19 protein-coding genes are annotated in these 25952 nt (G+C 69.3%); 10 read left to right on the top strand and 9 right to left on the bottom strand.

The genetic code is table 11. The features are described 5' to 3' along the window. Window positions 1-332 precede the first annotated feature (332 nt). From BST28156_RS31915 to aroG, 4 genes are all read left to right on the top strand, one after another. The gene (locus tag BST28156_RS31915) at window positions 333-4535 is read left to right on the top strand and encodes a YhdP family protein (RefSeq protein ID WP_174904330.1); all 4203 of its coding nucleotides are present in this window, start codon (window positions 333-335) and stop codon (window positions 4533-4535) included. A gap of 60 nt (window positions 4536-4595) precedes the next feature. Continuing rightward, the gene (locus tag BST28156_RS31910; RefSeq protein WP_174904329.1) at window positions 4596-5423 is read left to right on the top strand and encodes a carbon-nitrogen hydrolase family protein; all 828 of its coding nucleotides are present in this window, start codon (window positions 4596-4598) and stop codon (window positions 5421-5423) included. 85 nt (window positions 5424-5508) lie between these two features. Then, entirely contained in the window at window positions 5509-6975 is a 1467-nt protein-coding gene (gene tldD / locus BST28156_RS31905) for a metalloprotease TldD (RefSeq protein ID WP_040126684.1), read from the top strand. A 393-nt stretch (window positions 6976-7368) separates the two neighbouring features. Continuing rightward, window positions 7369-8442, top strand: coding sequence for a 3-deoxy-7-phosphoheptulonate synthase AroG (gene aroG, locus BST28156_RS31900; protein ID WP_060245015.1), 1074 nt, complete (start codon window positions 7369-7371; stop codon window positions 8440-8442). A gap of 172 nt (window positions 8443-8614) precedes the next feature. Here aroG and hmpA read toward each other — a convergent pair whose 3' ends face one another. Next, the gene (gene hmpA / locus BST28156_RS31895; RefSeq protein WP_174904328.1) at window positions 8615-9823 is read right to left on the bottom strand and encodes an NO-inducible flavohemoprotein; all 1209 of its coding nucleotides are present in this window, start codon (window positions 9821-9823) and stop codon (window positions 8615-8617) included. A 94-nt stretch (window positions 9824-9917) separates the two neighbouring features. Beyond that, window positions 9918-10469 (bottom strand): cob(I)yrinic acid a,c-diamide adenosyltransferase, encoded by a 552-nt coding sequence (locus tag BST28156_RS31890; protein WP_174904327.1) that lies wholly within the window; start codon window positions 10467-10469, stop codon window positions 9918-9920. 136 nt (window positions 10470-10605) lie between these two features. On the opposite strand from BST28156_RS31890, the gene BST28156_RS31885 reads away from it, so the two are divergent. The 6 genes from BST28156_RS31885 (at window position 10606) to proC (ending at window position 17840) form a co-directional block, all read left to right on the top strand. After that, window positions 10606-12015 (top strand): FAD-binding oxidoreductase, encoded by a 1410-nt coding sequence (locus BST28156_RS31885; protein ID WP_174904326.1) that lies wholly within the window; start codon window positions 10606-10608, stop codon window positions 12013-12015. Window positions 12016-12074: 59 nt separating this feature from the next. Beyond that, window positions 12075-13568 (top strand): FAD-linked oxidase C-terminal domain-containing protein, encoded by a 1494-nt coding sequence (locus BST28156_RS31880; RefSeq protein WP_060245011.1) that lies wholly within the window; start codon window positions 12075-12077, stop codon window positions 13566-13568. Between the two features lie 186 nt (window positions 13569-13754). Continuing rightward, a complete protein-coding gene (glcE, locus tag BST28156_RS31875) occupies window positions 13755-14843 on the top strand; it encodes a glycolate oxidase subunit GlcE (RefSeq protein WP_040126679.1) in 1089 nt (362 codons plus the stop codon). A 7-nt stretch (window positions 14844-14850) separates the two neighbouring features. Then, window positions 14851-16077, top strand: a complete 1227-nt coding sequence (gene glcF, locus BST28156_RS31870) for a glycolate oxidase subunit GlcF (RefSeq protein ID WP_060245010.1) — start codon at window positions 14851-14853, stop codon at window positions 16075-16077. Window positions 16078-16280: 203 nt separating this feature from the next. Beyond that, window positions 16281-16979, top strand: coding sequence for a YggS family pyridoxal phosphate-dependent enzyme (locus BST28156_RS31865; RefSeq protein ID WP_060245069.1), 699 nt, complete (start codon window positions 16281-16283; stop codon window positions 16977-16979). Window positions 16980-17027: 48 nt separating this feature from the next. Further along, entirely contained in the window at window positions 17028-17840 is an 813-nt protein-coding gene (gene proC / locus BST28156_RS31860) for a pyrroline-5-carboxylate reductase (RefSeq protein WP_174904325.1), read from the top strand. A 148-nt stretch (window positions 17841-17988) separates the two neighbouring features. Here proC and ubiA read toward each other — a convergent pair whose 3' ends face one another. From ubiA to recG, 7 genes are all read right to left on the bottom strand, one after another. Further along, the gene (gene ubiA / locus BST28156_RS31855) at window positions 17989-18852 is read right to left on the bottom strand and encodes a 4-hydroxybenzoate octaprenyltransferase (RefSeq protein WP_174904324.1); all 864 of its coding nucleotides are present in this window, start codon (window positions 18850-18852) and stop codon (window positions 17989-17991) included. A gap of 193 nt (window positions 18853-19045) precedes the next feature. Further along, window positions 19046-19534 carry a Dps family protein gene (locus BST28156_RS31850; RefSeq protein ID WP_174904323.1) on the bottom strand — a complete coding sequence of 163 codons (489 nt, stop codon included), beginning with the start codon at window positions 19532-19534 and terminating at the stop codon, window positions 19046-19048. Between the two features lie 102 nt (window positions 19535-19636). Then, window positions 19637-19801 carry a hypothetical protein gene (locus BST28156_RS31845; protein WP_174904322.1) on the bottom strand — a complete coding sequence of 55 codons (165 nt, stop codon included), beginning with the start codon at window positions 19799-19801 and terminating at the stop codon, window positions 19637-19639. 75 nt (window positions 19802-19876) lie between these two features. Continuing rightward, window positions 19877-22072 (bottom strand): catalase/peroxidase HPI, encoded by a 2196-nt coding sequence (katG, locus tag BST28156_RS31840; protein ID WP_174904321.1) that lies wholly within the window; start codon window positions 22070-22072, stop codon window positions 19877-19879. A gap of 304 nt (window positions 22073-22376) precedes the next feature. Further along, the gene (locus BST28156_RS31835; protein WP_174904320.1) at window positions 22377-22514 is read right to left on the bottom strand and encodes a hypothetical protein; all 138 of its coding nucleotides are present in this window, start codon (window positions 22512-22514) and stop codon (window positions 22377-22379) included. 184 nt (window positions 22515-22698) lie between these two features. Next, window positions 22699-23658: a hydrogen peroxide-inducible genes activator gene (locus BST28156_RS31830; protein WP_009689274.1), complete on the bottom strand. Its 960-nt coding sequence runs from the start codon at window positions 23656-23658 to the stop codon at window positions 22699-22701. Between the two features lie 115 nt (window positions 23659-23773). Next, window positions 23774-25952, bottom strand: a 2179-nt coding sequence (gene recG, locus BST28156_RS31825; RefSeq protein ID WP_174904319.1) for an ATP-dependent DNA helicase RecG, incomplete at its 5' end; no start/stop codon positions are given.

Raw genomic sequence — 25952 nt, 5'->3', positions numbered from 1 at the left:
CGGCCCACGCGGCGATCTGCGCGGCCAGCGCGGGGCGCGCGGCAGCCGCGCGGGCAAGGTAACGGGAATAGGACGTGCTGATCAGGGCGGAAGCGTCGGTCATCGAGAAGCGGGCCTGGCGGTAAGGCCGGCCGCAGCGGAACGCGCTCGCGCGCACCGCCGCCGGCCGGCCTCTTGGACTCGGCGCGGCCTCGCCGGGCGCCGCTGCGCCCGTCGCGACACCGCGCGCCGGAAAGCCCGTGCCGATCTGCCGCAACGGCCGCCGGCACGAACCCGTGTGATACATTTCAACGTCAGTCTGCAAAACTACCATATCGCCGCCCGTCCGCCGCATGTCCGACCGTCAGGAATCCGCCGTAGCAGCGCCCGATGCGGGAACTCCGAAGCACGATCATCCGGTCCTGCGTCGCGTGTTCAAGGTGACGCTGGCGGTCGGAATCGGCACCTACTTCGTCGCGTCCGGCGCATTCCTCGGGCTGCGCTACGTGCTGCTGCCGCGCATCGACGAATTCCGGCCGCGCATCGAGCGCGCGGTGTCCGACAAGCTCCACGCGCAGCTTTCGATCGGCAAACTGTCTCCGCACTGGTCCGGCATGCAGCCGGGCGTCGAACTCAAGAACCTGACGATTCGCGGCCACGACGGCCGGATCGCACTGTCGGTGCCGCATGCGACCGCCGCGCTGTCGTGGATGTCGCTGCTGCGGCTGTCGCCCGCGCTGTCGAGCCTGATCGTCGACCAGCCCGACCTCGTCGTCGCGCGCGCGGCCGACGGCTCGCTGAGCGTCGCGGGCGTCGGCGTCGCGACCACCCACGGCGGCAATGCGACCTTCAGCACCTGGCTGCTGAAACAGGAGGCGATCGTGCTGCGCGGCGGCACGCTGCGCTGGCGCGACGCGCAGCACGACGCGCCGGAACTCGCGCTGTCGGGCATCCGGCTCGCGGTGCTCAACAGTGGCCGCGTGCACAAGGCCGCGCTGCAGGCGCCCGCCAACGGCACGCTGCTGCTCGGCCCGCTCGATTTCCGCGCGCGCTTCACGCACAAGGCGCTCGCGCCGGTCGGCAAGCCGTCGAACTGGACCGGCGACGCCTATCTGTCGACCGGCCCGGTCGACCTGCAGACCCTCGCCCGCTATCTCGACATGCCGCTGACGATCCACGCGGGACGGATCGACAACGCGATCTGGGCGACCTTCCGCGACGGCCGGCTGCGCTCGGCAGGCGGCGACCTGCAAGGCGCCGACGTCGCGCTGCGCGTGCGCCCGACGCAGCCGCGGCTCGACGTGCCGACGGTCGGGTTCGGCTGGGACATGGCGATGGACACCGGCCACGACTACACGCTGCACCTGACGCACTTCAACGCGGAACTGGGGCAGCCGCCGCTCGACGACGGCACGCCGCTCGCACGCTCGCTCGCGCTGTCGACGCTGACGGCCCGCTACCGCGTGCCGACCGCCGACCAGGGGCAGCTGCTCAGCGTCGTCGGCGACCGCGTCGATCTCGGCATCCTCAGCGAATTCATCCGCGGCCTGCCGCTGCCGGCGCGCCTGCGCAACGAGTTGATCAAGCTCGACCCGCGCGGGATGGTGTCGAACTACCACATCGAGGTCGAACGGGCGAAGCCGGCGAGCGCCGAGCTCGCCGACGAGGAACGGCGCACCGGCGCCGCGCCGATCGTGCGCTACCGCTTCCTCGGCGACCTGCAGGGCATCAGCTTCGCCGCGCAGGAGCCGCCGCCGGGCCTGTCGCCGCGCGGCCACCCGCGCGCCGGCTGGCCGGGCGTCGAGAATCTGTGGGGCCACGTCGACGCGAACGAGACCGGCGGCGCCGCGAAATTCGATACCGTCAACGCGGCCGTCACGGTGCCCGGCGAATTCGACGAGCCGCGCCTGACGTTCGACCGGCTGCGCGGCAACGCGAAATGGACGATCACGCCGGCGCCGGGCGACAAGCATGCGCGCGTCGACGTGTCGCTGCCCGACCTGTTCGTCGCGAACCCGGACGCCGAGATCGCGGTGTCGGGCAGCTATACGAACCCCGGCCACGGCCGCGGCACGCTCGACCTGCGCGCCGATTTCGCGCGCGCGTCGGTCGCCCGGATTCCGCGCTACCTGCCGACCGGGATGTCCGAGCACCTGCGCCAGTACCTCGGCCACGCGCTGCAGGACGGCCAGGTCGCGAAAGGGGCGTCGATCGTCGCGCGCGGCCCGCTCGAGAAATTCCCGTTCGAGCACGAGCCGACGGCCGGCGTGTTCCATATCGTCGCGCCGTTCACCGGCGGCCGCTTCGAGCCGACGCCGTACCCGCCGCGCAAGCTCGCGAACGGCACGCCGAGCGTATGGCCGGCGCTCGACGGCATCGACGGCGTGTTCGAGCTCGCGCAGAACAAGCTGCGCTTCGACATCGACCGCGCCCATTACAAGCGCGTCGCGCTGACCAAGGTGAGCGGCCGGATCGACGATCTCGGCAATCCGTCGAAGTCGCCGCTCGTGATCGACGGCCACGCGCACGGCCCGCTCGCCGACCTGATCGACTACGCGAACAACAGCTCGCTCGGGATGCTGAGCAACCATATCGGCGAGCGGATCGACGCGCAGGGGCCCGCGTCGCTCGCGCTGAAGCTGACGATCCCGCAGCACGTCCCGCATCCGCATACGCATGTCGAAGGCGCGCTCGCGTTCGACGGCAATACGCTGTCGACCGACGGCGTGCCGCCGCTGTCCGCGCTGCGCGGACAGGTGCGCTTCACCGAAGCCGGCGCGTCGCTGCACGACCTGTCCGGGCGCTTCATCGGCGGCCCGGTGCGCGCGAACGGCAGCTTCAAGTCGCACGGCCCGTACGCGGTGGATGTCGACGGCCGGCTCGCGCTCGACGCGGCGCGCGGACTGAACCTGCGCGGCGCCGCCGCGGCGCTGCTCGAACACGTGGTCGGCGACGCGCCGTACCGGCTCGCGGTGCGCGGCGCGCCGGGCCGCCTGCCCGACATCAGCGCGCACTCCGACCTGACGGGCGTCGCGCTGAACTTCCCGGCGCCGTTCGCGAAGCCGGCCGGCACGCCGATGCCGTTCAGCTTCACGCTGCAGCCGGCGCCGCAGGACGGCGCCCAGCGCCTCGAACACGCGGCGCTGACGCTCGGCCCGGTATCGGCCACCTACCTGCTCGACGCGACGCGCGGCCAGCCGCTGCGCGCGGTGCGCGGCGCGATGGGCATCCACCGGATGCCCGATATGCCGCAGGACGGCGTGAGCGCGGCGGTCGACGTCGACGAGCTGGACGCCGACGCATGGCTCGCGCTCGCCCGCACGCTGCGGCCCGACACGCCGCGCGCGGCGGCGCAGCCGCCGGCCGCGTCGCGCGTCGATCTCGCGAGCTTCACGCCGAAGCGCTTCGCGCTGCACTTCGGCACGCTGAAGCTGCTCAAGCGCAACTGGGAAAACGTGATCGTCGGCGCGTCGCACGTCGACGAGCTGTGGCAGGCCAACATCGCGTCGAACCAGGTGTCGGGCTACCTGTCGTGGGCGCCGGGCGGCGGCCACAACGGCGCCGGCGTGCTGAATGCGCGGCTCGCGAAGCTCGTGATCCCGGACAGCGCGCAGCACGACCTGGTCGGCCGCGCGATGAACCTGCCGACGCCGACCGACCGCCCGATGCCGTCGGTCGACCTGATCGTCGACCAGGTCGTCGCGCGCAACCACGACATCGGCCGCCTCGTCGTCAACGCGCGCAACATCGACGAGGACGGCACGCCGGTGTGGCAGCTCGACAAGCTGGAACTGTCGAACCCGGCCGCCAAGCTCACCGCGACCGGCAACTGGCGCACGTCGCGCCGCGCGCTCGCCCGCGGCGTCGACGAGAACGACGCGCCGCGCCGCAGCGTGTTCGACTTCAAGCTCGACGTCGACGATGCGGGCGCGCTGCTCGACCGCGTCGGGCTGCCGCGCACGCTCGCGAACGGCCACGGCACGGTGACCGGCAAGGTCGGCTGGCGCGGCGGCCCGACCGCGCTCGACTTCCCGTCGCTCGGCGGCCAGGTCGCGCTCGACCTCGAACACGGCCAGATCCTGAAGGTCGATCCGGGCGCCGCCAAGCTGCTCGGCGTGCTGAGCCTGCAAAGCCTCGCGCGCTTCCTGACGCTGAATTTCCGCGACGTGATCGGCAAGGGTTTGCCGTTCGACAAGATCACCGGCACGAGCCGGATCTCGAACGGGATCGCGCGCACCGACGACTTCACGATGACGACCGGGCCCGCGAACGTCACCGTGCGCGGCGCGGTCGATCTCGGCACCGAGACCCAGGACCTGCATGCGCACGTCGCGCCGAAGATCGGCGCGGGCGCGGCCGCGATCGCGGCGGCCGTCATCAATCCGCTGCTGGGCGTCGGCGTGCTGGCCGCGAACTACGCGCTGTCGGAGACGCTGTCGCATGCGTTCGCGCTCGACTACGCGATCACCGGCTCGTGGGCGCATCCGCACATCGAGCGGGTGCGGGGCGATCAGGGTAAGATGAATCGCGATGCGGCCGATGCGACGAACCGCTGAGGTCGGCGCGCCGCGCGTGCTGCCGGGCCGCACCCCATTTATGACGCAACCTATTTCGCGATGACCGACTCCTCCCTTTCCGCCACGCCCTTCCGGGTCGCCGCGCTGCAGATGGTGAGCACCCCGGACGTCGCGCGCAATCTCGCCGAAGCCGGCCGCCTGATCGCGGAAGCCGCCGAGGAAGGCGCGCAGCTCGTGCTGCTGCCCGAGTATTTCTGCTTCATGGGCCACCGCGACACCGACAAGCTCGCGCTCGCGGAGGCGTACCGCGACGGCCCGATCCAGCAGTTCCTGGCCGACGCCGCGCGCCGCCACCGCGTGTGGGTGATCGGCGGCACGCTGCCGCTGAAGGCGCCCGAGCCCGACCGCGTGCTGAACACGACGCTCGTGTTCGACCCAGAGGGCCGGGAAGCGGCCCGCTACGACAAGATCCACCTGTTCAACTTCGCAAAAGGCGACGAATCGTTCGACGAGGCGCGCACGATCCGCCCCGGCGACACGGTGGTCGCGTTCGACGCGCCGTTCGGCCGGGTCGGGCTGTCGGTCTGTTACGATCTGCGCTTTCCGGAGCTGTATCGCAGGATGGGCGACTGCGCGCTGATCGTGGTGCCGTCGGCGTTTACCTATACGACGGGCCGTGCGCACTGGGAAACGCTGCTGCGCGCGCGGGCCGTCGAGAACCAGTGCTACGTGCTGGCGGCCGCCCAGGGCGGCAGGCACGAGAACGGCCGGCGCACCTGGGGCCACAGCATGCTGATCGACCCGTGGGGCGAGATCGTCGCGGTGCGCGACGAAGGCGCGAGCGTCGTGAGCGGCGCGCTCGACCCGCAACGCATCGCCGACGTACGCCAGAGCCTGCCCGCGTGGCGGCATCGCGTGCTGACCTGAACGGCCGGCACCGCTTGAAACGCCGCGCGGCCCACCCATCTGCCCAGAAGCACCCGACAACCTTTTGAGAACTCCCGATACCCGCATGAACATCATCGAACCCGGCATCCGCAATCTGGCGCTGGCGAAGGACATCCTCCTGACGCCGTACGGCCTCGACGAGAGCCTGCTCACGCGCACGATCGCCGACATCTTCACGCATCGCGTCGACTATGCGGACCTGTACTTCCAGGCGACCCGCAGCGAGGCGTGGAGCCTCGAGGAAGGCATCGTCAAGTCGGGCAGCTTCAGCATCGACCAGGGCGTCGGCGTGCGCGCGGTCGCGGGCGACCGCACCGCGTTCGCGTATTCGGACGACCTGTCGCCGGAAGCGATCGCGCAGGCGGCCGCGGCCACCAAGGCGATCGCGGCGGCGGGCGGCGGCCGGCAGAAGATCAAGGCGGCGACGGCGCTGAAGGGCATCTCGGGCCGCGACCTGTACCTGCCTTCCGATCCGCTCGCATCGCTCGACGCGACCGCGAAGGTCAAGCTGCTCGAGCGCATCGAGCAGATGGCGCGCGGCCGCGACCCGCGCATCACGCAGGTGATGGCGGGCCTCGCCGGCGAATACGATGTCGTGCTGGTCGCGCGCAGCGACGGCGCGCTCGCGGCCGACATCCGCCCGCTCGTGCGCGTGTCGGTCACGGTGATCGCCGAGCAGAACGGCCGCCGCGAGATCGGCTCCGGCGGCGGCGGCGGCCGCTTCGACTACGGCTACTTCACCGACGAGATCCTGTCGCGCTACGTCGACGACGCCGTGCATGCGGCGCTCGTCAACCTCGACGCGCGCCCCGCGCCGGCCGGCGCGATGACGGTCGTGCTCGGGCCGGGCTGGCCGGGCGTGCTGCTGCACGAGGCGATCGGCCACGGCCTCGAGGGCGACTTCAACCGCAAGGGTTCGTCCGCGTTCGCGGGCCGGATCGGCGAACAGGTCGCCGCGAAGGGCGTAACGGTCGTCGACGACGGCACGCTGCCGAACCGCCGCGGCTCGCTGAACATCGACGACGAAGGCAACCCGACGCAGTGCACGACGCTGATCGAGGACGGCATCCTGAAGGGCTACATCCAGGACACGCTGAACGCACGCCTGATGAAGATGCCCGTCACCGGCAACGCGCGGCGCGAGTCGTACGCGGCGCTGCCGATGCCGCGCATGACCAACACCTACATGCTGAACGGCGACAAGGATCCGCAGGAAATCATCGCGTCGGTGAAGAACGGCCTGTACGCGGTGAACTTCGGCGGCGGCCAGGTCGACATCACGAACGGCAAGTTCGTGTTCTCGGCGTCCGAGGCGTACATGATCGAGAACGGCAAGATCACCTACCCGGTGAAGGGCGCGACGCTGATCGGCAGCGGCCCGGAATCGCTGAAGTACGTGAGCATGATCGGCAACGACATGTCGCTCGACACGGGCGTCGGCGTGTGCGGCAAGGAAGGCCAGAGCGTGCCGGTCGGCGTCGGCCAGCCGACCCTGCGGATCGACAAGATGACGGTCGGCGGTACGGCATAACCGCATCGCGGCGCAGACAATCCGCGTATTTTTCTGAAAACGCGCGGATTGTCCGCATTTTCACCCCTCCCCGGTTGCCAGCCGATCAGCGACGGGGTATAAATTGCGAATCGACTTTTTCGACGAACCGAATCTCCGTCATGTCCGCCAAGTTTTACTTTTACTTTTTTTGGCATCTCAGACCGCTGGCGGATCGAGAGGGTTGATGGCGCGTAAAGCGCAACCGAAATTCCCGAAAAAACCGCCGGCGAACCCGGCGGTTTTTTTTCGCCCTTCGCCAGCCGGTCGCCGCCGCAGCGGTCCGCGCCCCGACCGAAACCACCGAATTGCCTGAATTGATGAATCTGCCGCACGCGCACCACCCGGACGGCCCCCAGAATTAGGAGAAACAGCATGCCCCCGCACAATACCGACGACGTCCGCATTCGCGAACTCAAGGAACTCACGCCGCCCGCCCACCTGATCCGCGAATTCGCGTGCTCCGAAGCCGCGTCCGAACTGATCTACAACTCGCGGCAGGCGATGCACCGGATCCTGCACGGGATGGACGACCGCCTGATCGTCGTGATCGGGCCGTGCTCGATCCACGACACGAAGGCAGCGATCGAATACGCGGGACGGCTGGTGAAGGAGCGCGAGCGCTTCAAGGGCGAACTGGAAATCGTGATGCGCGTGTACTTCGAGAAGCCGCGCACGACGGTCGGCTGGAAGGGGCTGATCAACGATCCGCACCTCGACAACAGCTTCAAGATCAACGAAGGGCTGCGCACCGCGCGCGAGCTGCTGCTGCAGATCAACGAGATGGGGCTGCCGGCCGCGACCGAGTACCTCGACATGATCAGCCCGCAGTACATCGCCGACCTGATCTCGTGGGGCGCGATCGGCGCGCGCACGACCGAATCGCAGGTGCATCGCGAGCTCGCGTCGGGGCTGTCGTGCCCGGTCGGCTTCAAGAACGGCACCGACGGCAACGTGAAGATCGCGGTCGATGCGATCAAGGCCGCGTCGCAGCCGCACCATTTCCTGTCGGTGACGAAGGGCGGCCACTCGGCGATCGTGTCGACGGCCGGCAACGAGGACTGCCACGTGATCCTGCGCGGCGGCAAGGCGCCGAACTACGACGCGGAAAGCGTGAACGCCGCGTGCGCGGACATCGGCAAGGCCGGCCTCGCCGCGCGCCTGATGATCGACGCGAGCCACGCGAACAGCTCGAAGAAGCATGAGAACCAGATCCCGGTGTGTGCGGACATCGGCCGCCAGGTCGCGGCCGGCGACGCGCGCATCGTCGGCGTGATGGTCGAGTCGCACCTCGTCGAGGGCCGCCAGGACCTGAAGGAAGGCTGCGAGCTGACTTACGGCCAGAGCATCACCGACGCGTGCATCGCGTGGGACGACAGCGTGAAGGTGCTCGAAGGGCTCGCGGAATCGGTCAAGGCGCGGCGCGTGGTGCGCGGCAGCGGGAACTGACAGGGCACGGAGCGGGCGGCCACTGCATGCCGCCCGCAACGCGTGTTCGAATCAGCCGGGCGAATCCGTGCGGCTTGGCCAAACGAGGAAAGCGCGGCGCTGCCACAAAAAACAAAGACCCGGCGCATTTCCGCTGCACCGGGTCCTTTCGGTCAAGCCGACCGCCGCTCGCTTACTCGAGCGCCCCCGAACCGAAAATCTCCGTATTCACGCGCGCCGGCGCGACACCCAGCGCGATCAGCGCGTCGCGTTGCGCCTTCATGAACGCGATCGGGCCGCAGATGTAGTAGTCGGCGTCCGGCACCAGCGCGAATTCCTTCACGCGTTCCGGCGTGAGACGGCCTTCGAGGTCGTGATCGACGCCGATGCGATCGTTCGGGCCGACCTGCTCGTACAGCACCGTGCGCGTCACGTTCGCATGCGTGCGCGCCGCGTCGTTCAGCCAGTCGCGGAACGCGTGCACCGCGCCCGAGCGGCACGCATGGATGAACCGCACTTCGCGCGGGCTGCCTTCGGCGATCAGCGTCGACGCCATCGACATCATCGGCGTGATGCCGACGCCGCCCGAGATCAGCACGACCGGCGTGTCGACGCCGCGCTTCAGCGAGAACTCGCCCATCGGCGCGGTCACCTCGACGATCGCGCCCTCCTCGACGCCGTCGTGCATCAGCGTCGACACCTTGCCGGCCGGAATCGCTTCCGCATTGCCGGACTCGCGCTTCACCGAGATGCGCAGCCACTTGCCGTGCGGCGCGTCGGACAGGCTGTACTGGCGCGGCTGGTCGACGCCGAGGTCGCCGACGAAGCGCTTCACCGTCACGTACTGGCCCGGCTCGAACGTCGGCGCCGCACCGCCGTCGGCCGGCACCAGGTAGAACGACGTGATCTCGTCGCTTTCCCGCACCTTGCGCGCGACCTTGAACGGACGGAACCCGCTCCACGCGGCGCCCGCGTACAGGTCGGCCTCGGCGCCGATCAGGATCTGCGCGAGCTGGCCGTAAGCGACGCGCCACGCTTCGAGCGTGTCGGCGTCGACCGCGTCGCCGAGCACCTCGACGATCGACGCGAGCAGGTTCTCGCCGACGATCGGGTAATGCTCGGGGCGGATGTTCAGGCTCGCGTGCTTGTGCGCGATCTTCGTCACGGCGCCGCCCAGCGCGCCGAGGTTGTCGATGTTCGCCGCATACGCGTAGACGGCCTTCGCGAGCGTCTCCGGCTGGCTGCCGGTCTTCTGGTGCGTCTGGTTGAACAGGTTCTTCAGTTCCGGATGGCGCGCGAACATGCGCTGGTAGAAGTGCTTCGTGATCGTCGCACCGTGCACGGCGAGGACAGGGGCAGTGGCCTTCACGCGAGCCATCTGGTCAGCGGTAATGGGGGTCATGTTCGTTCTCCGTTAAACATGCGAGTACGATACATCTTTAAAAATGCGCATCCCCCGGGCAAATTGTCGCAGCGCGGAAAATCGGCCGAACGCGTCAGCGCACGCGGCCGCGCTCCCACAGCACGTCCGAGCCGCCGTCGGCGCGGTTCAGCACGCGCGCGAGCACGAACAGCAGGTCCGACAGCCGGTTAACGTAGCGCCGCGGTGCGTCATTGAGCGTTTCCTGCCGGCCGAGCGCGACGATCGCACGCTCGGCACGGCGGCATACCGTCCGGCACACGTGCGCGAGCGACGCCGCGCGGGAGCCGGCCGGCAGGATGAATTCCTTCAGCGGCGGCAGCGTTGCGTTGTAGTCGGCAAGCCAGCGGTCGAGCCGCGCGAGATGCGTGTCGTCGAGCACCGTGTGGCCGGGGATGCACAGCTCGCCGCCCAGGTCGAACAGGTCGTGCTGGATCGTGACGAGCGCGGTGCGCACGTCGTCGGGCAGCGTCTCGGCCAGCAGCACGCCGAGGTTCGAATTCAGTTCGTCGACGTCGCCGATCGCGGCGATCCGCACCTCGTCCTTGCCGATGCGCCGGCCGTCGCCGAGGCCGGTGGTGCCGTCGTCGCCGGTGCGCGTGGCGATCTTGCTCAAGCGGTTGCCCATGCGAATGTCCTCTGTTGCGCGGCCGCGCTGCGGCCGGGTTCACTGGATCGCGATTATCGCAGCCCGCGGCGGGGGCCGCAGCAGACGTTCCAGCGTAGAATGGGCCGACAGTTCGACAAGCAGTCAGGAGACACTCGTGAATCACCCCGCCCCGCCGGCCGCCACGCGCCGTCCCCTTTCCCCCGCCATGCTCGATGCGCTGCGCGCCGCGTTCGGCGAGCGCGTGTCGACCGCCGAGGCCGTGCGCGCCCACCACGGCCGCGACGAATCGCCGTTCGACCCGCAGTTGCCCGATGCCGTCGTGTTCGCGCACAGCGCGGACGACGTGCGCGAGGTCGTGTCGCTGTGCGCGCTGTACGGCGTGCCGCTGATTCCGTATGGCGCGGGCTCGTCGCTCGAAGGCCACCTGCTCGCGGTGCGCGGCGGCGTGTCGCTCGACCTGTCGGAAATGAACCGCGTGCTGTCGATCAATGCCGAAGACCTGACCGTGACGGTCGAACCGGGCATCACGCGCAAGGCGCTCAACGAAGCGCTGCGCGACACCGGCCTGTTCTTCCCGATCGATCCGGGCGCCGACGCGAGCATCGGCGGGATGACCGCGACCCGCGCGTCGGGCACCAACGCCGTGCGCTACGGCACGATGCGCGAGAACGTGCTCGGCCTGAGCGCCGTACTCGCCGACGGCCGCGTCGTGAAGACGGGCTCGCGCGCGCGCAAGTCGTCGGCCGGCTACGACCTCACGCGCCTGTTCGTCGGCTCCGAGGGCACGCTCGGCGTGATCACCGAGATCACGCTGCGCCTGCATCCGCTGCCCGAAGCGGTGTCGGCCGCGATCTGCACGTTCCCGTCGATGGGCGACGCGGTGCGCACCGTGATCGAGACGATCCAGATCGGCGTGCCGATCGCGCGCGTCGAATTCGTCGATTCGCTCGCGGTGCGCTCGATCAACCGCCATTCGAACCTGACGCTCGCCGAAGCGCCGACGCTGTTCTTCGAATTCCACGGCACCGAGGCCGGCGTGAAGGAACAGGCCGAACTCGTACAGGCGCTCGCGGAGCAGAACCGCGGCCAGGGCTTCGAATGGGCGACGCGCCCCGAGGACCGCAGCCGGCTGTGGGCCGCGCGCCACAACGCCTATTTCGCGATGCTGCAGTTGAAGCCGGGCTGCCGCGCGGTGACGACCGACGTCTGCGTGCCGATCTCGCAGCTTGCCGCGTGCGTCGAGGAAACCGAGGTCGACCTGCGCGCGTCGTCGCTGCCCTGCCCGATCGTCGGCCACGTCGGCGACGGCAACTTCCACGTCGCGATCCTGATCGACCCCGACAAGCCGGAGGAAATCGAGGAAGCCGAACGCATCAACGACCGGATCGTCGAACGCGCGCTGCGCCTCGGCGGCACCTGCACGGGCGAGCACGGCGTCGGGTTGCACAAGATGCGCTTCCTGCCGAAGGAGCACGGCGACAACGCGATCGACGCGATGCGCGCGATCAAGCTCGCGCTCGATCCGCGCAACCTGATGAATCCCGGCAAGATCTTTGCGTGCTGAAACGGCGGCAGGCGGAAGCAGGCGCTGAAGCGCTAACTCCGGCCGACAAAGGAGACCCGATGAACGCCCCCGTCGAACTGTCCGTCGAAATGCGCGCGCAGCGGCAGCGCGAAGTCGTGCAGGCGCTGATGGCCGTGCTGCCGACGCACTGCCTGCTGTACCGCGACGAGGACACCGCGCCATACGAATGCGACGGCCTGTCCGCGTATCGGCGACTGCCGCTCGCGGTCGCGCTGCCCGAAACCGAATCGCAGGTGCAGCGCATCGTGCAGATCTGCCGCCGCATGGAAGTGCCGATCGTGCCGCGCGGCGCGGGCACCAGCCTGTCGGGCGGCGCGCTGCCGATTGCGCTCGGCGTCGTGCTGTCGCTCGCGCGCTTCACGCGCATCGTCGAAGTCGACCCGTACGCGCGCACGGCCACCGTGCAGCCCGGCGTGCGCAACCTCGCGATCTCGGACGCCGCCGCGCCGTTCGGCCTGTACTACGCGCCCGATCCGTCGTCGCAGATCGCCTGCACGATCGGCGGCAACGTCGCGGAGAACTCAGGCGGGGTCCACTGCCTCAAGTACGGGCTGACCGTGCATAACGTGATGCGCGTGCGCGCGGTGACGAGCGACGGCGAAATCGTCGAATTCGGCTCGCTCGCGCTCGACATGCCGGGCCTCGACCTGCTCGCGGTGATGATCGGCAGCGAAGGGATGTTCGCGATCGTCACCGAAGTCACGGTGAAGCTGATCCCGAAGCCGCAGACCGCGCAGCTCGTGATGGCCAGCTTCGACGACGTCGTCAAGGGCGGCGAGGCCGTCGCGGCGATCATCGCATCGGGGATCATCCCGGCCGGGCTCGAGATGATGGACAAGCCGGCCACGCAGGCCGTCGAAACGTTTACGCACGCCGGCTACGACCTCGACGCGAAGGCGATCCTGCTGTGCGAATCGGACGGCACGCCCGAAGAAGTCGCCGAGGAAATCGTGCGGATGACGGCCGTGCTGCGCGAGCACGGCGCGACGCGCATCCAGGTGTCGCGCAACGAAAGCGAGCGGCTGCGCTTCTGGTCGGGCCGCAAGAACGCGTTCCCGGCCGCCGGGCGCATTTCTCCCGACTATTACTGCATGGACGGCACCGTGCCGCGCCGCGCGATCGGCCCGCTGCTCGCGCGCATCGAGCAGCTCGAAACGCGCTACGGGCTGCGCTGCATCAACGTGTTCCACGCCGGCGACGGCAACATGCATCCGCTGATCCTGTACAACGCGAACAACCCGGACGAACTGCACCGCGCCGAACAGTTCGGCGCCGAAATCCTCGAATGCTGCGTGGAATTCGGCGGCAGCGTGACGGGCGAGCACGGCGTCGGCATCGAGAAGCTCAATTCGATGTGCGTACAGTTCTCGCCGCAGGAGCGCGACGCGTTCTTCGCGGTCAAGCGCGCGTTCGATCCGCCGGCGCTGCTCAACCCCGACAAGGGCATCCCGACCCGCGCGCGCTGTGCCGAATACGGCCGCCAGCACGTGCGCGGCGGGCTGCTGCCGCACCCCGACCTGCCGCGATTCTGAACGCCGCGGCCGGGCCGGCGACGCGCGATGCTGCCCTTGCGCCGCGGCCCGCACCGCTGCCCGCCCCGCGGTTCCCCCGGCGGCGCCGCATTTCATCGGTGAACACGGCTTAGGGATAGTCGCGATGTGGATTCGCGCCACCCCGGTACAATCGATCGAACAACAAGACGAGGCAGCTACCGAAACATGGAAGAGGACGACATCGTCGCCGAATGGGCCGAACGCGTCCGCGCGGCCAGCGCCGACGGCCGGCCGCTGCGGATTCGCGGCGGCGGCACCAAGGACTGGTATGGCCAGGCGCTCGACGGCGAAATACTCGACACGCGCGCATTTCACGGCATCGTGTCGTACGACCCGGCCGAGCTCGTCGTCACGGTCCGCGCGGGCACGCCGCTCGCGCAACTCGAAACCGCCCTCGCCGAGCGCGGCCAGATGCTGCCGTTCGAGCCGCCGCACTTCGGGCGCGCGGCCACCGTCGGCGGCTGCATCGCGGCCGGCCTCGCGGGCCCGCGCCGCGCGACTTGCGGCGCGCCGCGCGATTTCGTACTCGGCGTCACGCTGATGAACGGCCGCGGCGAAACGCTGCGCTTCGGCGGACAGGTCGTGAAGAACGTCGCCGGCTACGACGTGTCGCGGCTGATGGCCGGCTCGCTCGGCACGCTCGGGCTGATGCTCGACCTGTCGATCAAGGTGCTGCCGGTGCCGGTCGCCGAAGTCACGCTGAAGTTCGAGATGACCGCGACCGACGCGGTGCGCAAGCTCAACGAATGGGGCGGCCATCCGCTGCCGGCCAGTGCAAGCGCCTGGCGCAACGGCACGCTCGTGCTGCGGCTGTCGGGCGCCGAGGCGGCCGTCAAATCGGCAAAGACGCTGCTCGGCGGCGAAGTCGTCGACGCGGTCGAGGCCGAGCGCTTCTGGGCCGGCCTGCGCGAGCACACCGATCCGTTCTTCAACGGCATCCCGCCCGGCTTCGCGCTGTGGCGCCTGTCGCTGCCGTCGATCACCGAGCCGATGCACCTGCCCGGTACCCAGCTGATGGAATGGGGCGGCGCGCAGCGCTGGTGGATCACCGACGCCGACGCGCAGACGGTGCGCATGAGCGCGAAACAGGCCGGCGGCCACGCGACGCTGTTCCGCGCCGGCGATGCCTACGACCGCAGCGCGGGCGTGTTCACGCCGCTCGCCGCGCCGCTGATGAAAATCCACCGCGGGCTGAAGGCCGCGTTCGATCCCGCGCGCATCTTCAACCGCGGCCGGCTCTACCCCGATCTCTGAAATCCCGATGCAAACCAACCTCGCCGATTTCATCCGCGATACGGCCGACGGCGACGAGGCCGACGCGATCCTGCGCAAGTGCGTGCACTGCGGGTTCTGCACCGCGACCTGCCCGACCTACCAGCTGCTCGGCGACGAACTCGACGGCCCGCGCGGGCGCATCTACCTGATCAAGCAGATGGTCGAAGGCGCGAAGGTCACGCGCAGCACGCAGCAGCATCTCGACCGCTGCCTCACCTGCCGCAGCTGCGAAACGACCTGCCCGTCGGGCGTCCAGTACGGCCGGCTGGTCGAAATCGGCCGCAAGCACGTCGAGGCGCAGGTGCAGCGCCCGCTGTCGCAGCGGCTCGTGCGCCGCGTGCTCGCAAGCCTCGTGCCGAATGCCGCGCTGTTCTCGCCGGTGATGCGGCTCGGCCAGCACGTGCGGCCGCTGCTGCCGAAACGGCTGCGCGACAAGGTGCCGCCGCGCACGCGGCTGCTCGAATGGCCGAACCGCACGCATCCGCGCAAGATGCTGATGCTTGGCGGCTGCGTGCAGCCGTCGATGCTGCCGAACATCAATATCGCGACCGCGCGCGTGCTCGACGCACTCGGCATCGAGACGATCGTCGCGCCCGACGCGGGCTGCTGCGGCGCGATCCGGCTGCACCTGAACTATCACGACGAAGCGCTCGACGACGCGCGCCGCAACATCGACGCGTGGTGGCCGTTCGTCGAACAGGGCGCGGAAGCGATCGTGATGAACGCGTCGGGCTGCGGCGCGACGGTGCTCGAATACGCACACCTGCTGCGCGACGATCCGGCCTACGCGGAGAAGGCGCAACGCATCGTGTCGCTGACGCGCGACATCTCCGACGTGCTGCTCGCGTTCGAAGCCGAGCTCGCGACGCTCGCGCGGCGCCGCGCGATCCACACGGTCGCCTACCATCCGCCGTGCACGCTGCAGCATGGCCAGCAGTCGCGCGGCCGCGTCGAACGGCTGCTGGAGACGCTCGGCATCGACGTGCGCCTGCCGGCCGACAGCCATCTGTGCTGCGGCTCGGCCGGCACCTATTCGCTGACCCAGCCGTCGCTGTCGTACCGGCTGCGCAAGCAGAAGCTGCTGAAGCTGCAGGCGCTCGAACCGCAGATGATCGTGTCCGGCAACGTCGGCTGCATCGCGCACCTGCAAAGCGGCACGCAGATTCCGGTCGCGCACTGGATCCAGCTCGTCGAACACCTGCTGTACGGCTAGAAGCCGCGCGCGGCCGGCCGACGCGCGCGCACCGTCGGAATACGGCCTCCGGCCGGGTCCCGACCGCCGGCTTCGCGCGCCGCGTCCGGTCGCGTCCGTATAATGGGCGGATCGATGCGCCGCGTGCCGCGGCGCGCGCGCTTCCGTGCCTGCTGTCGCGCCCCTTCCTGGCGCCCTTGCGGGCGCCCGTATTCGTGTCCGTCATGTCCGATCTCGCCGTCCGTCTCGAATCCGTCCATCGCCGCATCGCCGACGCCGCCCGCGCGGCCGGCCGCGATCCCGCCACCGTCTCGCTGCTCGCCGTCTCGAAGACGTTTCCCGCCGACGACGTGCGCGCCGCCCACGCGGCCGGCCAGCGCGCGTTCGGCGAAAACTACGTGCAGGAAGCGGTCGACAAGATCGATGCGCTCGCCGATCTGCGCGCGTCGCTCGAATGGCATTTCATCGGGCCGCTGCAATCGAACAAGACGCGCGCCGTCGCCGAGCGCTTCGACTGGGTGCACTCGATCGACCGGCTGAAGATCGCGCAGCGGCTCGCCGAGCAGCGCCCCGCCCACCTGCCGCCGCTGAACGTGTGTGTACAGGTGAACATCAGCGGCGAGGCGTCGAAGAGCGGCGTCGCGCCGGCCGAGGTCGCGGACGTCGCGCGCGCGGTTGCCGCGCTGCCGTCGCTGCGGCTGCGCGGGCTGATGGCGATTCCCGAACCGGCCGGCGAGCTCGACGCGCAACGCGTGCCGCATCGCGCGCTGCGCGCGCTGTTCGACGCACTGCGCGCGGACGGCCTGGCGCTCGACACGCTGTCGATGGGCATGTCCGCCGACCTCGACGCGGCGGTGCTCGAGGGCGCGACGATCGTGCGCGTCGGCACCGCGATCTTCGGCGCGCGCGATTACTCGCACTGAACGCCGCGCCCTTCCCCTTCATTCACTCGCTCAATCCGACACGACACTATGAAAATCGCATTCATCGGCGGCGGCAACATGGCCGCGGCCCTGATCGGCGGCCTGATCAAGCGCGGCGTCGCCGCGGACGGCCTGTACGCCATCGACGTCAACGAGGACGCGCGCGCCCGCACCGCTCAGCAGTTCGGGATCCGCACCGGCGCCGCGATCGACGCGACGCTCGGCGAATACGACGCGATCGTGCTCGCGGTCAAGCCGCAGGTGCTGAAGGATGTCGCGCAGGCGCTCGCGCCGCACCTGGGCGCGCAACTGGTGATCAGCATCGCGGCCGGCATCCGCGGCGCCGACCTGTCGCGCTGGCTCGGCAACTACGCGCGCGTCGTGCGCACGATGCCGAACACGCCGGCGCTCGTCGGCATGGGCGTGACGGGCCTCGCCGCGCTGCCGGGCGTCGATGCGGCGGGTCGCGAACTCGCGTCGAACGTGCTCGGCGCGGTGGGCGAGATCGTCTGGTTCGACGACGAATCGCAGCTCGACGCCGTCACCGCGATCTCGGGCAGCGGCCCCGCGTACGTGTTCTATTTCATCGAAGCGCTGCAGGAAGCCGCGCGCCGCCTCGGGATGAACGACGAACAGGGCCGCGCGCTCGCGGTCGCGACCTTCACGGGCGCCGCGCAGCTCGCCGCGCAGTCCGGCGAGCCGGCCGGCGTGCTGCGCGAGCGCGTGACGTCCAAGGGCGGCACGACGGCCGCCGCGCTCGGTTCGTTCGATGCGCAGGGCGTGAAGGAAGCGATCGTGCGCGGCGTGCTCGCGGCCGATGCGCGCGCGAAGGAAATGGGCGACGAGCTCGGCCGCGCGTAACGGGTCAAGCGTGTCGGCGCGCCGGCCGCCGCAACGGGCCGCCGCGCAGACCGCGCACGCCGTCGTCCGGCACCGGCAACAAAAAAGCGGCCTCGGCCGCTTTTTTGCTTCTTTGTTCGGCACGGCGCAAAGCCGTGCGGTTCGCCGCTCAGTTCCCCGCCATCAGGTAATGCGCGGCAATCCCGGCGAACAGCACGCCGCCGAGCCAGTTGTTGTGCCGGAACGCCGCGAAGCACGGCATCCGCTCGCGGTCCTTGATCAGCGTGTAGTGATACGCCGCGCAGCCGGCCGCCGCCGCCCAGCCGACCCAGTAGAGCAGCCCGAAGCCGAGCGTCAGGCCGATCCACACGTAGATGCCGAGCGTCACCGCGTAGCATGCCATCACGGCCGCCACGTCGAAGCGGCCGAAGGTCAGCGCCGACGTGCGGATGCCGATCTTGATGTCGTCGTCGCGATCGACCATCGCGTATTCGGTGTCGTACGCGACCGACCAGAACACGTTCGCGATCAGCATCACCCACGCGATCGCCGGCACGGTGTCCTGCACGGCCGCGAACGCCATCGGGATGCCGAAGCCGAACGCGATGCCGAGGTAGGCCTGCGGAATCGCGAAGAAACGCTTCATGAACGGATAGGTGCCCGCGACGAACAGCGCGACCACCGACAGCTGTTTCGTCAGCGTATTGAGCGGCAGGATCAGCAGGAACGCGATGAACGACAGCCCGACGGCGATCGCGACGGCTTCCCACGCGTGGATCTTGCCCGACGTCAGCGGCCGGTCTGCCGTGCGCTTCACGTGCCGGTCGAAATCGCGGTCCGCATAGTCGTTCATCGCGCAACCGGCCGAGCGCATCAGCAGCGTGCCGAGCGCGAAGATCACGATCAGCGGCCAGCGCGGGTGACCGTCGGACGCGATCCACAGCGCATTGAGCGTCGGCCAGAGCAGCAGCAGGCTGCCGATCGGCTTGTCCATCCGGACGAGCCGCAGATACAGGGGAAAGCGGGCAAGCATGGCGAGGCACCGGGAAGATAACCCCGGCATTTTAGAGCCGAGCGGTGCTTTGCGTCATGTCGCCCCCCCCCCGGCCGGCGGCCGACGCGCGTGCACGGGCCGCCGGGTCCGCTCCCGACGAGCCGCCCGCGATGCGCGCCGATCAAGGGACAGATAACGCACGGCTACCGGAGCGGCACGCGCGGCCGGGCATTCAGGCCAGCAGCGAGCGCAGCATCCATGCGGTCTTTTCATGCGTCTGCAGGCGCTGCGTGAGCAGATCGGCGGTCGGCTCGTCGCTGGCCACGTCGGCGGTCGGGAAGATCTCGCGCGCCGTCCGCACCACCGTCTCGTGCCCTTCGACGAGCTCGCGAATCATGTCCTCGGCGCCCGGCACGCCGTTCGCCGCCGGCACCGACGACAGTTTCGCGAAATCCGCGAAGGTGCCCGGCGCGACCACGCCGAGCGTACGGATGCGCTCGGCGATCGAATCGACCGCGAGCCACAGTTCGTTGTACTGCTCTTCGAACATCAGGTGCAGCGTGTTGAACATCGGCCCCGTGACGTTCCAGTGAAAATTGTGGGTCTTCAGGTAGAGCGAGAACGTGTCGGCGAGCAGGCGCGACAGGCCGTCCGCGATCTTCCTGCGGTCCTTGTCGCTGATGCCGATGTTGATCTGCGTTGCATTTCCCTTCCTGGCCATCTCCGGACTCCTCGTTCGAAATGTCGAAACGCCCGACCGTCGGGCAATCCGCGTGCCGCGCCGCGCGACATGCGCCGGTGCGCTTGCCGATGCAGCGCCTGCTCAACCGCCCGCGGCCGGCGCGATCGCGTGCAGCGCGTGCGCGACCAGCACGGCCGCGCCGCCGACGACGATCGCGACGCCGGCGAAGCGCTGCGCGATCGCGGCCGGCGCCCGCGCCGCGGGTGCCGCGAAGGCGGCATGCATATCGAGCATCATCTGCGTCATGGTGGTCACTCCTTCTACAAACAGCGGAAACGGCCGGCCATGCGACCGGCCGTTTCCCGTTACTGCATCACTGCATTACTTCGCTCGCGCGAGATCGAAGCGGTCGAGGTTCATCACCTTGTTCCAGGCCGCGACGAAGTCGTGCGCGAACTTCTCCTTCGCATCCGCACTGCCGTACACCTCGGCCAGCGCGCGAAGCTGCGCATGCGAGCCGAACACGAGGTCCACGCGCGTGCCGGTCCACTTGAGCTCGCCCGTCGCGCGATCGCGTCCCTCGAACACGTCGTTGTCGGCCGACACCGGCTTCCACTCGGTGCCCATGTCGAGCAGGTTCGTGAAGAAGTCGTTGGTCAGCGCTTCCGGACGGTCGGTGAACACGCCGTGCTTCGCGCCGCCAACGTTCGCGCCGAGCACCCGCAGCCCGCCGACGAGCACCGTCATTTCCGGCGCGGTCAGCGTCAGCAGCTGCGCCTTGTCGACCAGCAGCGCCTCGGCCGGCACCGTGAACTTGCGCTTCAGGTAGTTGCGGAAACCGTCGGCAACCGGCTCGAGCACGGCCATCGCTTCCACGTCGGTCTGCTCCTGCGACGCATCGGCCCGGCCCGGCGCGAACGGCACCGTCACCGCGAGGCCCGCGTTCTTCGCGGCCTGCTCGACGCCCGCCGCGCCGGCCAGCACGATCAGGTCGGCCAGCGACAGGCGCTTGTCGCCGGTCTGCGCGCCGTTGAACGCGCTGCGGATGCCTTCCAGCGTTTCGAGCACCTTCGCGAGTTCGGCCGGCTGGTTCACTTCCCAGTCCTTTTGCGGCGCGAGGCGAATGCGCGCGCCGTTCGCGCCGCCGCGCTTGTCCGAGCCGCGGAACGTCGCCGCCGACGCCCACGCGGTCGACACGAGCTGCGACACCGTGAGCCCCGACGCCAGCACCTTCGCCTTCAGCGCGGCGACATCCGCGTCGTCGACCAGCTTGTGATCGACGGCCGGGATCGGGTCCTGCCACAGCAGTTCCTCGGCCGGCACGTCCGGGCCCAGATAGCGGCTGCGCGGCCCCATGTCGCGGTGCGTGAGCTTGAACCACGCGCGCGCGAACGCGTCGGCGAACTGGTCGGGGTTCTCGTAGAAGCGGCGCGAGATCTTCTCGTAGGCCGGGTCGAAACGCAGCGACAGGTCGGTCGTCAGCATCGTCGGGCGACGCTTCTTCGACGGGTCGAACGCATCCGGAATGATCTCGCCGGCATCCTTCGCGACCCACTGGTGCGCACCGGCCGGGCTCTTCGTCAGTTCCCACTCGTAGCTGAACAGGTGCTTGAAGAAGTCGTTGCTCCACTTCGTCGGCGTGGACGTCCACGTGACCTCGAGGCCGCTCGTGATCGCGTCCTTGCCCTTGCCGGTGCCGAACGTGCTCTTCCAGCCGAGGCCCTGCTGCTCGAGGCCCGCGGCCTCCGGCTCGGGACCGACGTTCGATGCGGGGCCGGCGCCGTGCGTCTTGCCGAACGAATGGCCGCCGGCGATCAGCGCGACCGTCTCTTCGTCGTTCATCGCCATCCGCGCGAAAGTCTCGCGGATGTCGTGCGCGGCGGCGACCGGATCGGGGTTGCCGTCCGGGCCTTCCGGGTTCACGTAGATGAGGCCCATCTGCACCGCCGCCAGCGGGTTTTCGAGCTCGCGCTGGCCCGAGTAGCGGCTGTTCGGGCCGCCGCTCAGTTCCAGCCAGATCTTTTCCGAACCCCAGTAGACGTCGTCCGGCTCCCACGTGTCGACGCGGCCGCCGGCATAGCCGAAGGTCTTGAAGCCCATCGATTCGAGCGCGACGTTGCCGGTCAGGATCAGCAGGTCGGCCCACGAGATGTTGCGGCCGTACTTCTGCTTGATCGGCCACAGCAGCCGGCGCGCCTTGTCGAGGCTCACGTTGTCCGGCCAGCTGTTGAGCGGCGCGAAGCGCTGCTGCCCGCCGCCCGCGCCGCCGCGGCCGTCGGCCGTGCGGTACGTGCCGGCGCTATGCCAGGCCATGCGGATGAACAGGCCGCCGTAGTGGCCGAAGTCGGCCGGCCACCAGTCCTGCGACATCGTCATCAGCGCGTGCAGGTCCTTCTTTACCGCGGCGAGATCCAGCTTGCCGAACGCTTCGGCGTAGTTGAAATCCGCGTCCATCGGATCGGACAGCGACGAGTGCCGATGCAGCACGTTCAGGTTCAGCTGATTCGGCCACCAGTCCTTGTTCGTCGTGCCGCTGCCGGCGACTTGATGGAACGGGCACTTCGATTCGGTCGACATGCGTATTTCTCCTTTGATTGCTCGTGTTCCCCCCACCTGCACGGCCCGGCGTCGCGCCGGATCCCGTCCGTGGAGAGTCATTGCGGGGGTAAGAAACGGAACCGGTCGGTCCTCGTGCGTGCTACGGAATGTCGCGCGGGATCTTCGGTAGACGCGAACCGCGTGCGAAACGCGGCGGCTCGCGGCGGCCGGCAGGTGACATGCCGGCGCTGCGTGCGGTTCTCCGGTTTTTGGACATGCGTGGCTCCCTCATGGCTTGGCGCGGTAAATCGGGGGAACACCGGACCGGCACGCGGCGACATGTTCATGCGCCGACCACACGGTCCGCCAGGTACGCGAACGCAATCGGACGCAGGCTGCGAACCGCGGCCCTGGCCCGATCGACGACCTGCTCGTGCGGCAGGATGTTCCGCCGCGCGCGCTGCAATACCGATCGCATCATGACATCCTCCTTTGACGCTTGCATTCTGCGTGTCAGCCGGCCGTCGGCCGGCGCTGAGTCCATGGCAAACAGTCTACTCGATGCTATCGATAATACGAATTTAATTAATTTTATCTATGCAATAGGGAAAATAAACGGGGCTGCAACACCCCGCCCATTGCGGCGACGCCGGGCCGCCCTCGCTTCAGTTCATCGTCGCGGGCATGTCGAGCTTCGCGACGCCCGGCAGTTCGCATGCGGCGATCGCCTCGCTGATCGCGTCGATTGCCGGCATCCGCGTGAAGCTCTTGCGCCAGACGAGCACGACGCGACGGTCGGGCACCGGTTCGTTGAACGGCACGTAGGACAGCAGCTCCGCATCGGGGCCGTTCGCGCGCGGGCCGACCTCGGCGACCGACATGCGCGGCAGCACGGTGATGCCGACGCCGCTCGCGACCATGTGGCGGATCGTCTCGAGCGACGAGCCCTCGAAGGTCTTCTGGATGCCGTCGGCCGTCTGCGAAAAGCGCATCAGCTCCGGGCACACGCCGAGCACGTGGTCGCGGAAGCAGTGGCCGTTGCCGAGCAGCAGCATGGTTTCCTGCTTCAGGTCCTCCGCGTCGATCTCGTCGCGCTTCTCCCATGGATGGCCGGCCGGCAGCGCGACGACGAACGGCTCGTCGTACAGCGGGCGCACCATCAGCCCCGTTTCCGGGAACGGCAGCGCCATGATCGCCGCGTCGATCTCGCCCTGCTTCAGCAGTTCGAGCAGCTTCAGCGTGTAGTTCTCCTGCAGCATCAGCGGCATCTGCGGCACGCGCTGGATCATCTGCTTGACGAGCGTCGGCAGCAGGTACGGCCCGATCGTGTAGATCACGCCAAGGCGGAACGGGCCGACCAGCGGGTCCTTGCCCTGCTTCGCGATCTCCTTGATCGCGAAGGTCTGCTCGAGCACGCGCTGCGCCTGCGTGACGATCTGGTCGCCGATCGGCGTCACGCTCACTTCGCTCGCGCCGCGCTCGAAAATCTGCACGTTCAGTTCGTCTTCGAGCTTCTTGATCGCTACCGACAGCGTCGGCTGGCTCACGAAGCATGCTTCGGCCGCACGGCCGAAATGCCGTTCGCGCGCAACCGCGACGATGTATTTCAATTCAGTCAGCGTCATTGTGGGTCAATCAGGTATATACAAGCGATAGGTTTAATTTATACACCCTTCGGCACCGGTTCGCCAAGTTTCTCTGCAGCCGGTTGCGCCGCCGTTCCGACCCTGTCAGGCGGGATCAGGCCTTCAGATACTGCTCGCGCGCGCCGAGCCAGCGCGCCAGATGCTGCGTGACGACCTCGGGATAACCGGCGATCAGCCGCGCCGCGGCCTCGCGCGCCGGCTCGATCAGCCAGCCGTCGGTTTCGAGGTTCGCGAAGCGCAGCATCGCGGCGCCCGACTGGCGCGCGCCGAGGAATTCGCCGGGGCCGCGGATCTCGAGGTCGCGCCGCGCGATCTCGAAGCCGTCGGTGGTCTCGCGCATCGTCTTCAGCCGCTCGCGGCCCGCGATCGACAGTGGCCCGGTGTACAGCAGCACGCACACCGACGCCGCGGTGCCGCGCCCGACGCGGCCGCGCAGCTGGTGCAGCTGCGCGAGGCCGAAGCGCTCCGCATGCTCGATCACCATCAGCGACGCGTTCGGCACGTCGACGCCGACCTCGATCACGGTCGTCGCGACCAGCAGCTGCACTTCGTTGCGCGTGAACGCGTCCATCACGGCCGCCTTGTCGGCCGGCGACAGCCGGCCGTGCACGAGCCCGACCTTCAGCTCGGGCAGCGCGGCGGCAAGCGTCTCGTAGGTCTCGACGGCCGTCTGCAGTTGCAGCGTCTCGCTTTCCTCGATCAGCGGGCACACCCAGTACACCTGGCGGCCCGTCAGCGCGGCCTCGCGCACGCGCGCGATCACCTCGTCGCGCCGCGCGTCGCCGACCAGGCGCGTCAGCACCGGCGTGCGGCCCGGCGGCAGTTCGTCGATCGTCGACACCTCGAGATCCGCGTAGTACGTCATCGCGAGCGTGCGCGGGATCGGCGTGGCCGACATCATCAGCTGATGCGGCTGGAAGCCCTGCGCGCCGTCCGCCGCGTTGGCGGCCTTCGCGCGCAGCGCGAGCCGCTGCTCGACGCCGAAGCGATGCTGCTCGTCGACGATCACGAGGCCGAGCCGCGCGAATTCGACGCTGTCCTGGATGATCGCGTGCGTGCCGATCACGAGTTGTGCGGTGCCGAGCGCGGCCGCCTCGATCGCCGCGCGCTTGTCCTTCGCCTTCAGGCTGCCGGCGAGCCACGCGACCGACACGCCGAGCGGTTCGAGCCAGCCGCGCAGCTTGCGCGCGTGCTGTTCCGCGAGGATTTCGGTCGGCGCCATCAGCGCGGCCTGGTAGCCGGCATCGATCGCCTGCGCGGCGGCCAGCGCCGCGACGACCGTCTTGCCGCTGCCGACGTCGCCCTGCAGCAGCCGCTGCATCGGATGCGCGAGCGTGAGGTCGTGCGCGATCTCGTCGACGACGCGCGACTGCGCGCCGGTCAGCTTGAACGGCAGCGCCGCATAGAGGCGCGTGGTCAGCGCGTCGGCATCGCTCGCGGCGCGGCGCGGCATCGCGGGCGCCGCGCGCGTGCGGCGCTCCTCGTGCGCGCGCTTCAGCGACAGCTGCTGCGCGAGCAGTTCCTCGAACTTGATGCGCGTCCAGGCCGGATGCGAGCCGTCCATCAGCGCGGCTTCGTCCGAATCGACGCGCGGATGGTGCAGGATCCGCACGGCATCCGCGAGCGACGGCACGTCGAGCGGCTTCAGGTACGCGCGCTCGATCTCGGGCGGCAGCAGCTCGGGCAGCGGCGTGCGTTCGAGCGCGTTCTCGATCGCCTTGCGCAGGTACGCCTGCGACACGCCGGCCGTGCTCGGGTAGACGGGCGTGAGCACCTGCGGCAGCGGCGCGTCGGCTTCGACGACGCGCACCGCCGGGTGCACCATCTCCATCCCGAAGAAGCCGCCGCGCACGTCGCCGCGCACGCGCAGCCGCTGGCCGACGGCCATCTGCTTGACCTGCGACCCGTAGAAATTCAGGAAGCGCAGCACGAGCTGCTCGCCGTCGTCGTCCTGGATCTTCACGACGAGCTGGCGGCGCGGCCGGTAGGCGACCTCGTTGTCGAACACGACGCCTTCGGTCTGCGCGATGCCGCCGGGCAGCAGCTCGCCGATCGGCGTGAGCGTGGTTTCGTCCTCATAGCGCATCGGCAGATGCAGCACGAGATCGATCGAGCGCGTGAGGCCGAGCTTCGCGAGCTTGTCGGCGGTCTTCACCGGCTTGTCGGCGGCCTTCTTCCTGCCGCGCTTCGCGGCGCCCGCTTCCGCGTCGGCGTCCGCGCCCTGCGCGTCGGGCGCGGCGGCGGCCGGCTGCGCGAGCCGTCCGTCGGCGCCG

The organism is Burkholderia pseudomultivorans, assembly GCF_902499075.1.
GTDB lineage: Bacteria > Pseudomonadota > Gammaproteobacteria > Burkholderiales > Burkholderiaceae > Burkholderia > Burkholderia pseudomultivorans.
Note: the sequence above shows the minus strand (reverse complement) of the source record. Positions and strands in the feature narration are given on the sequence as shown.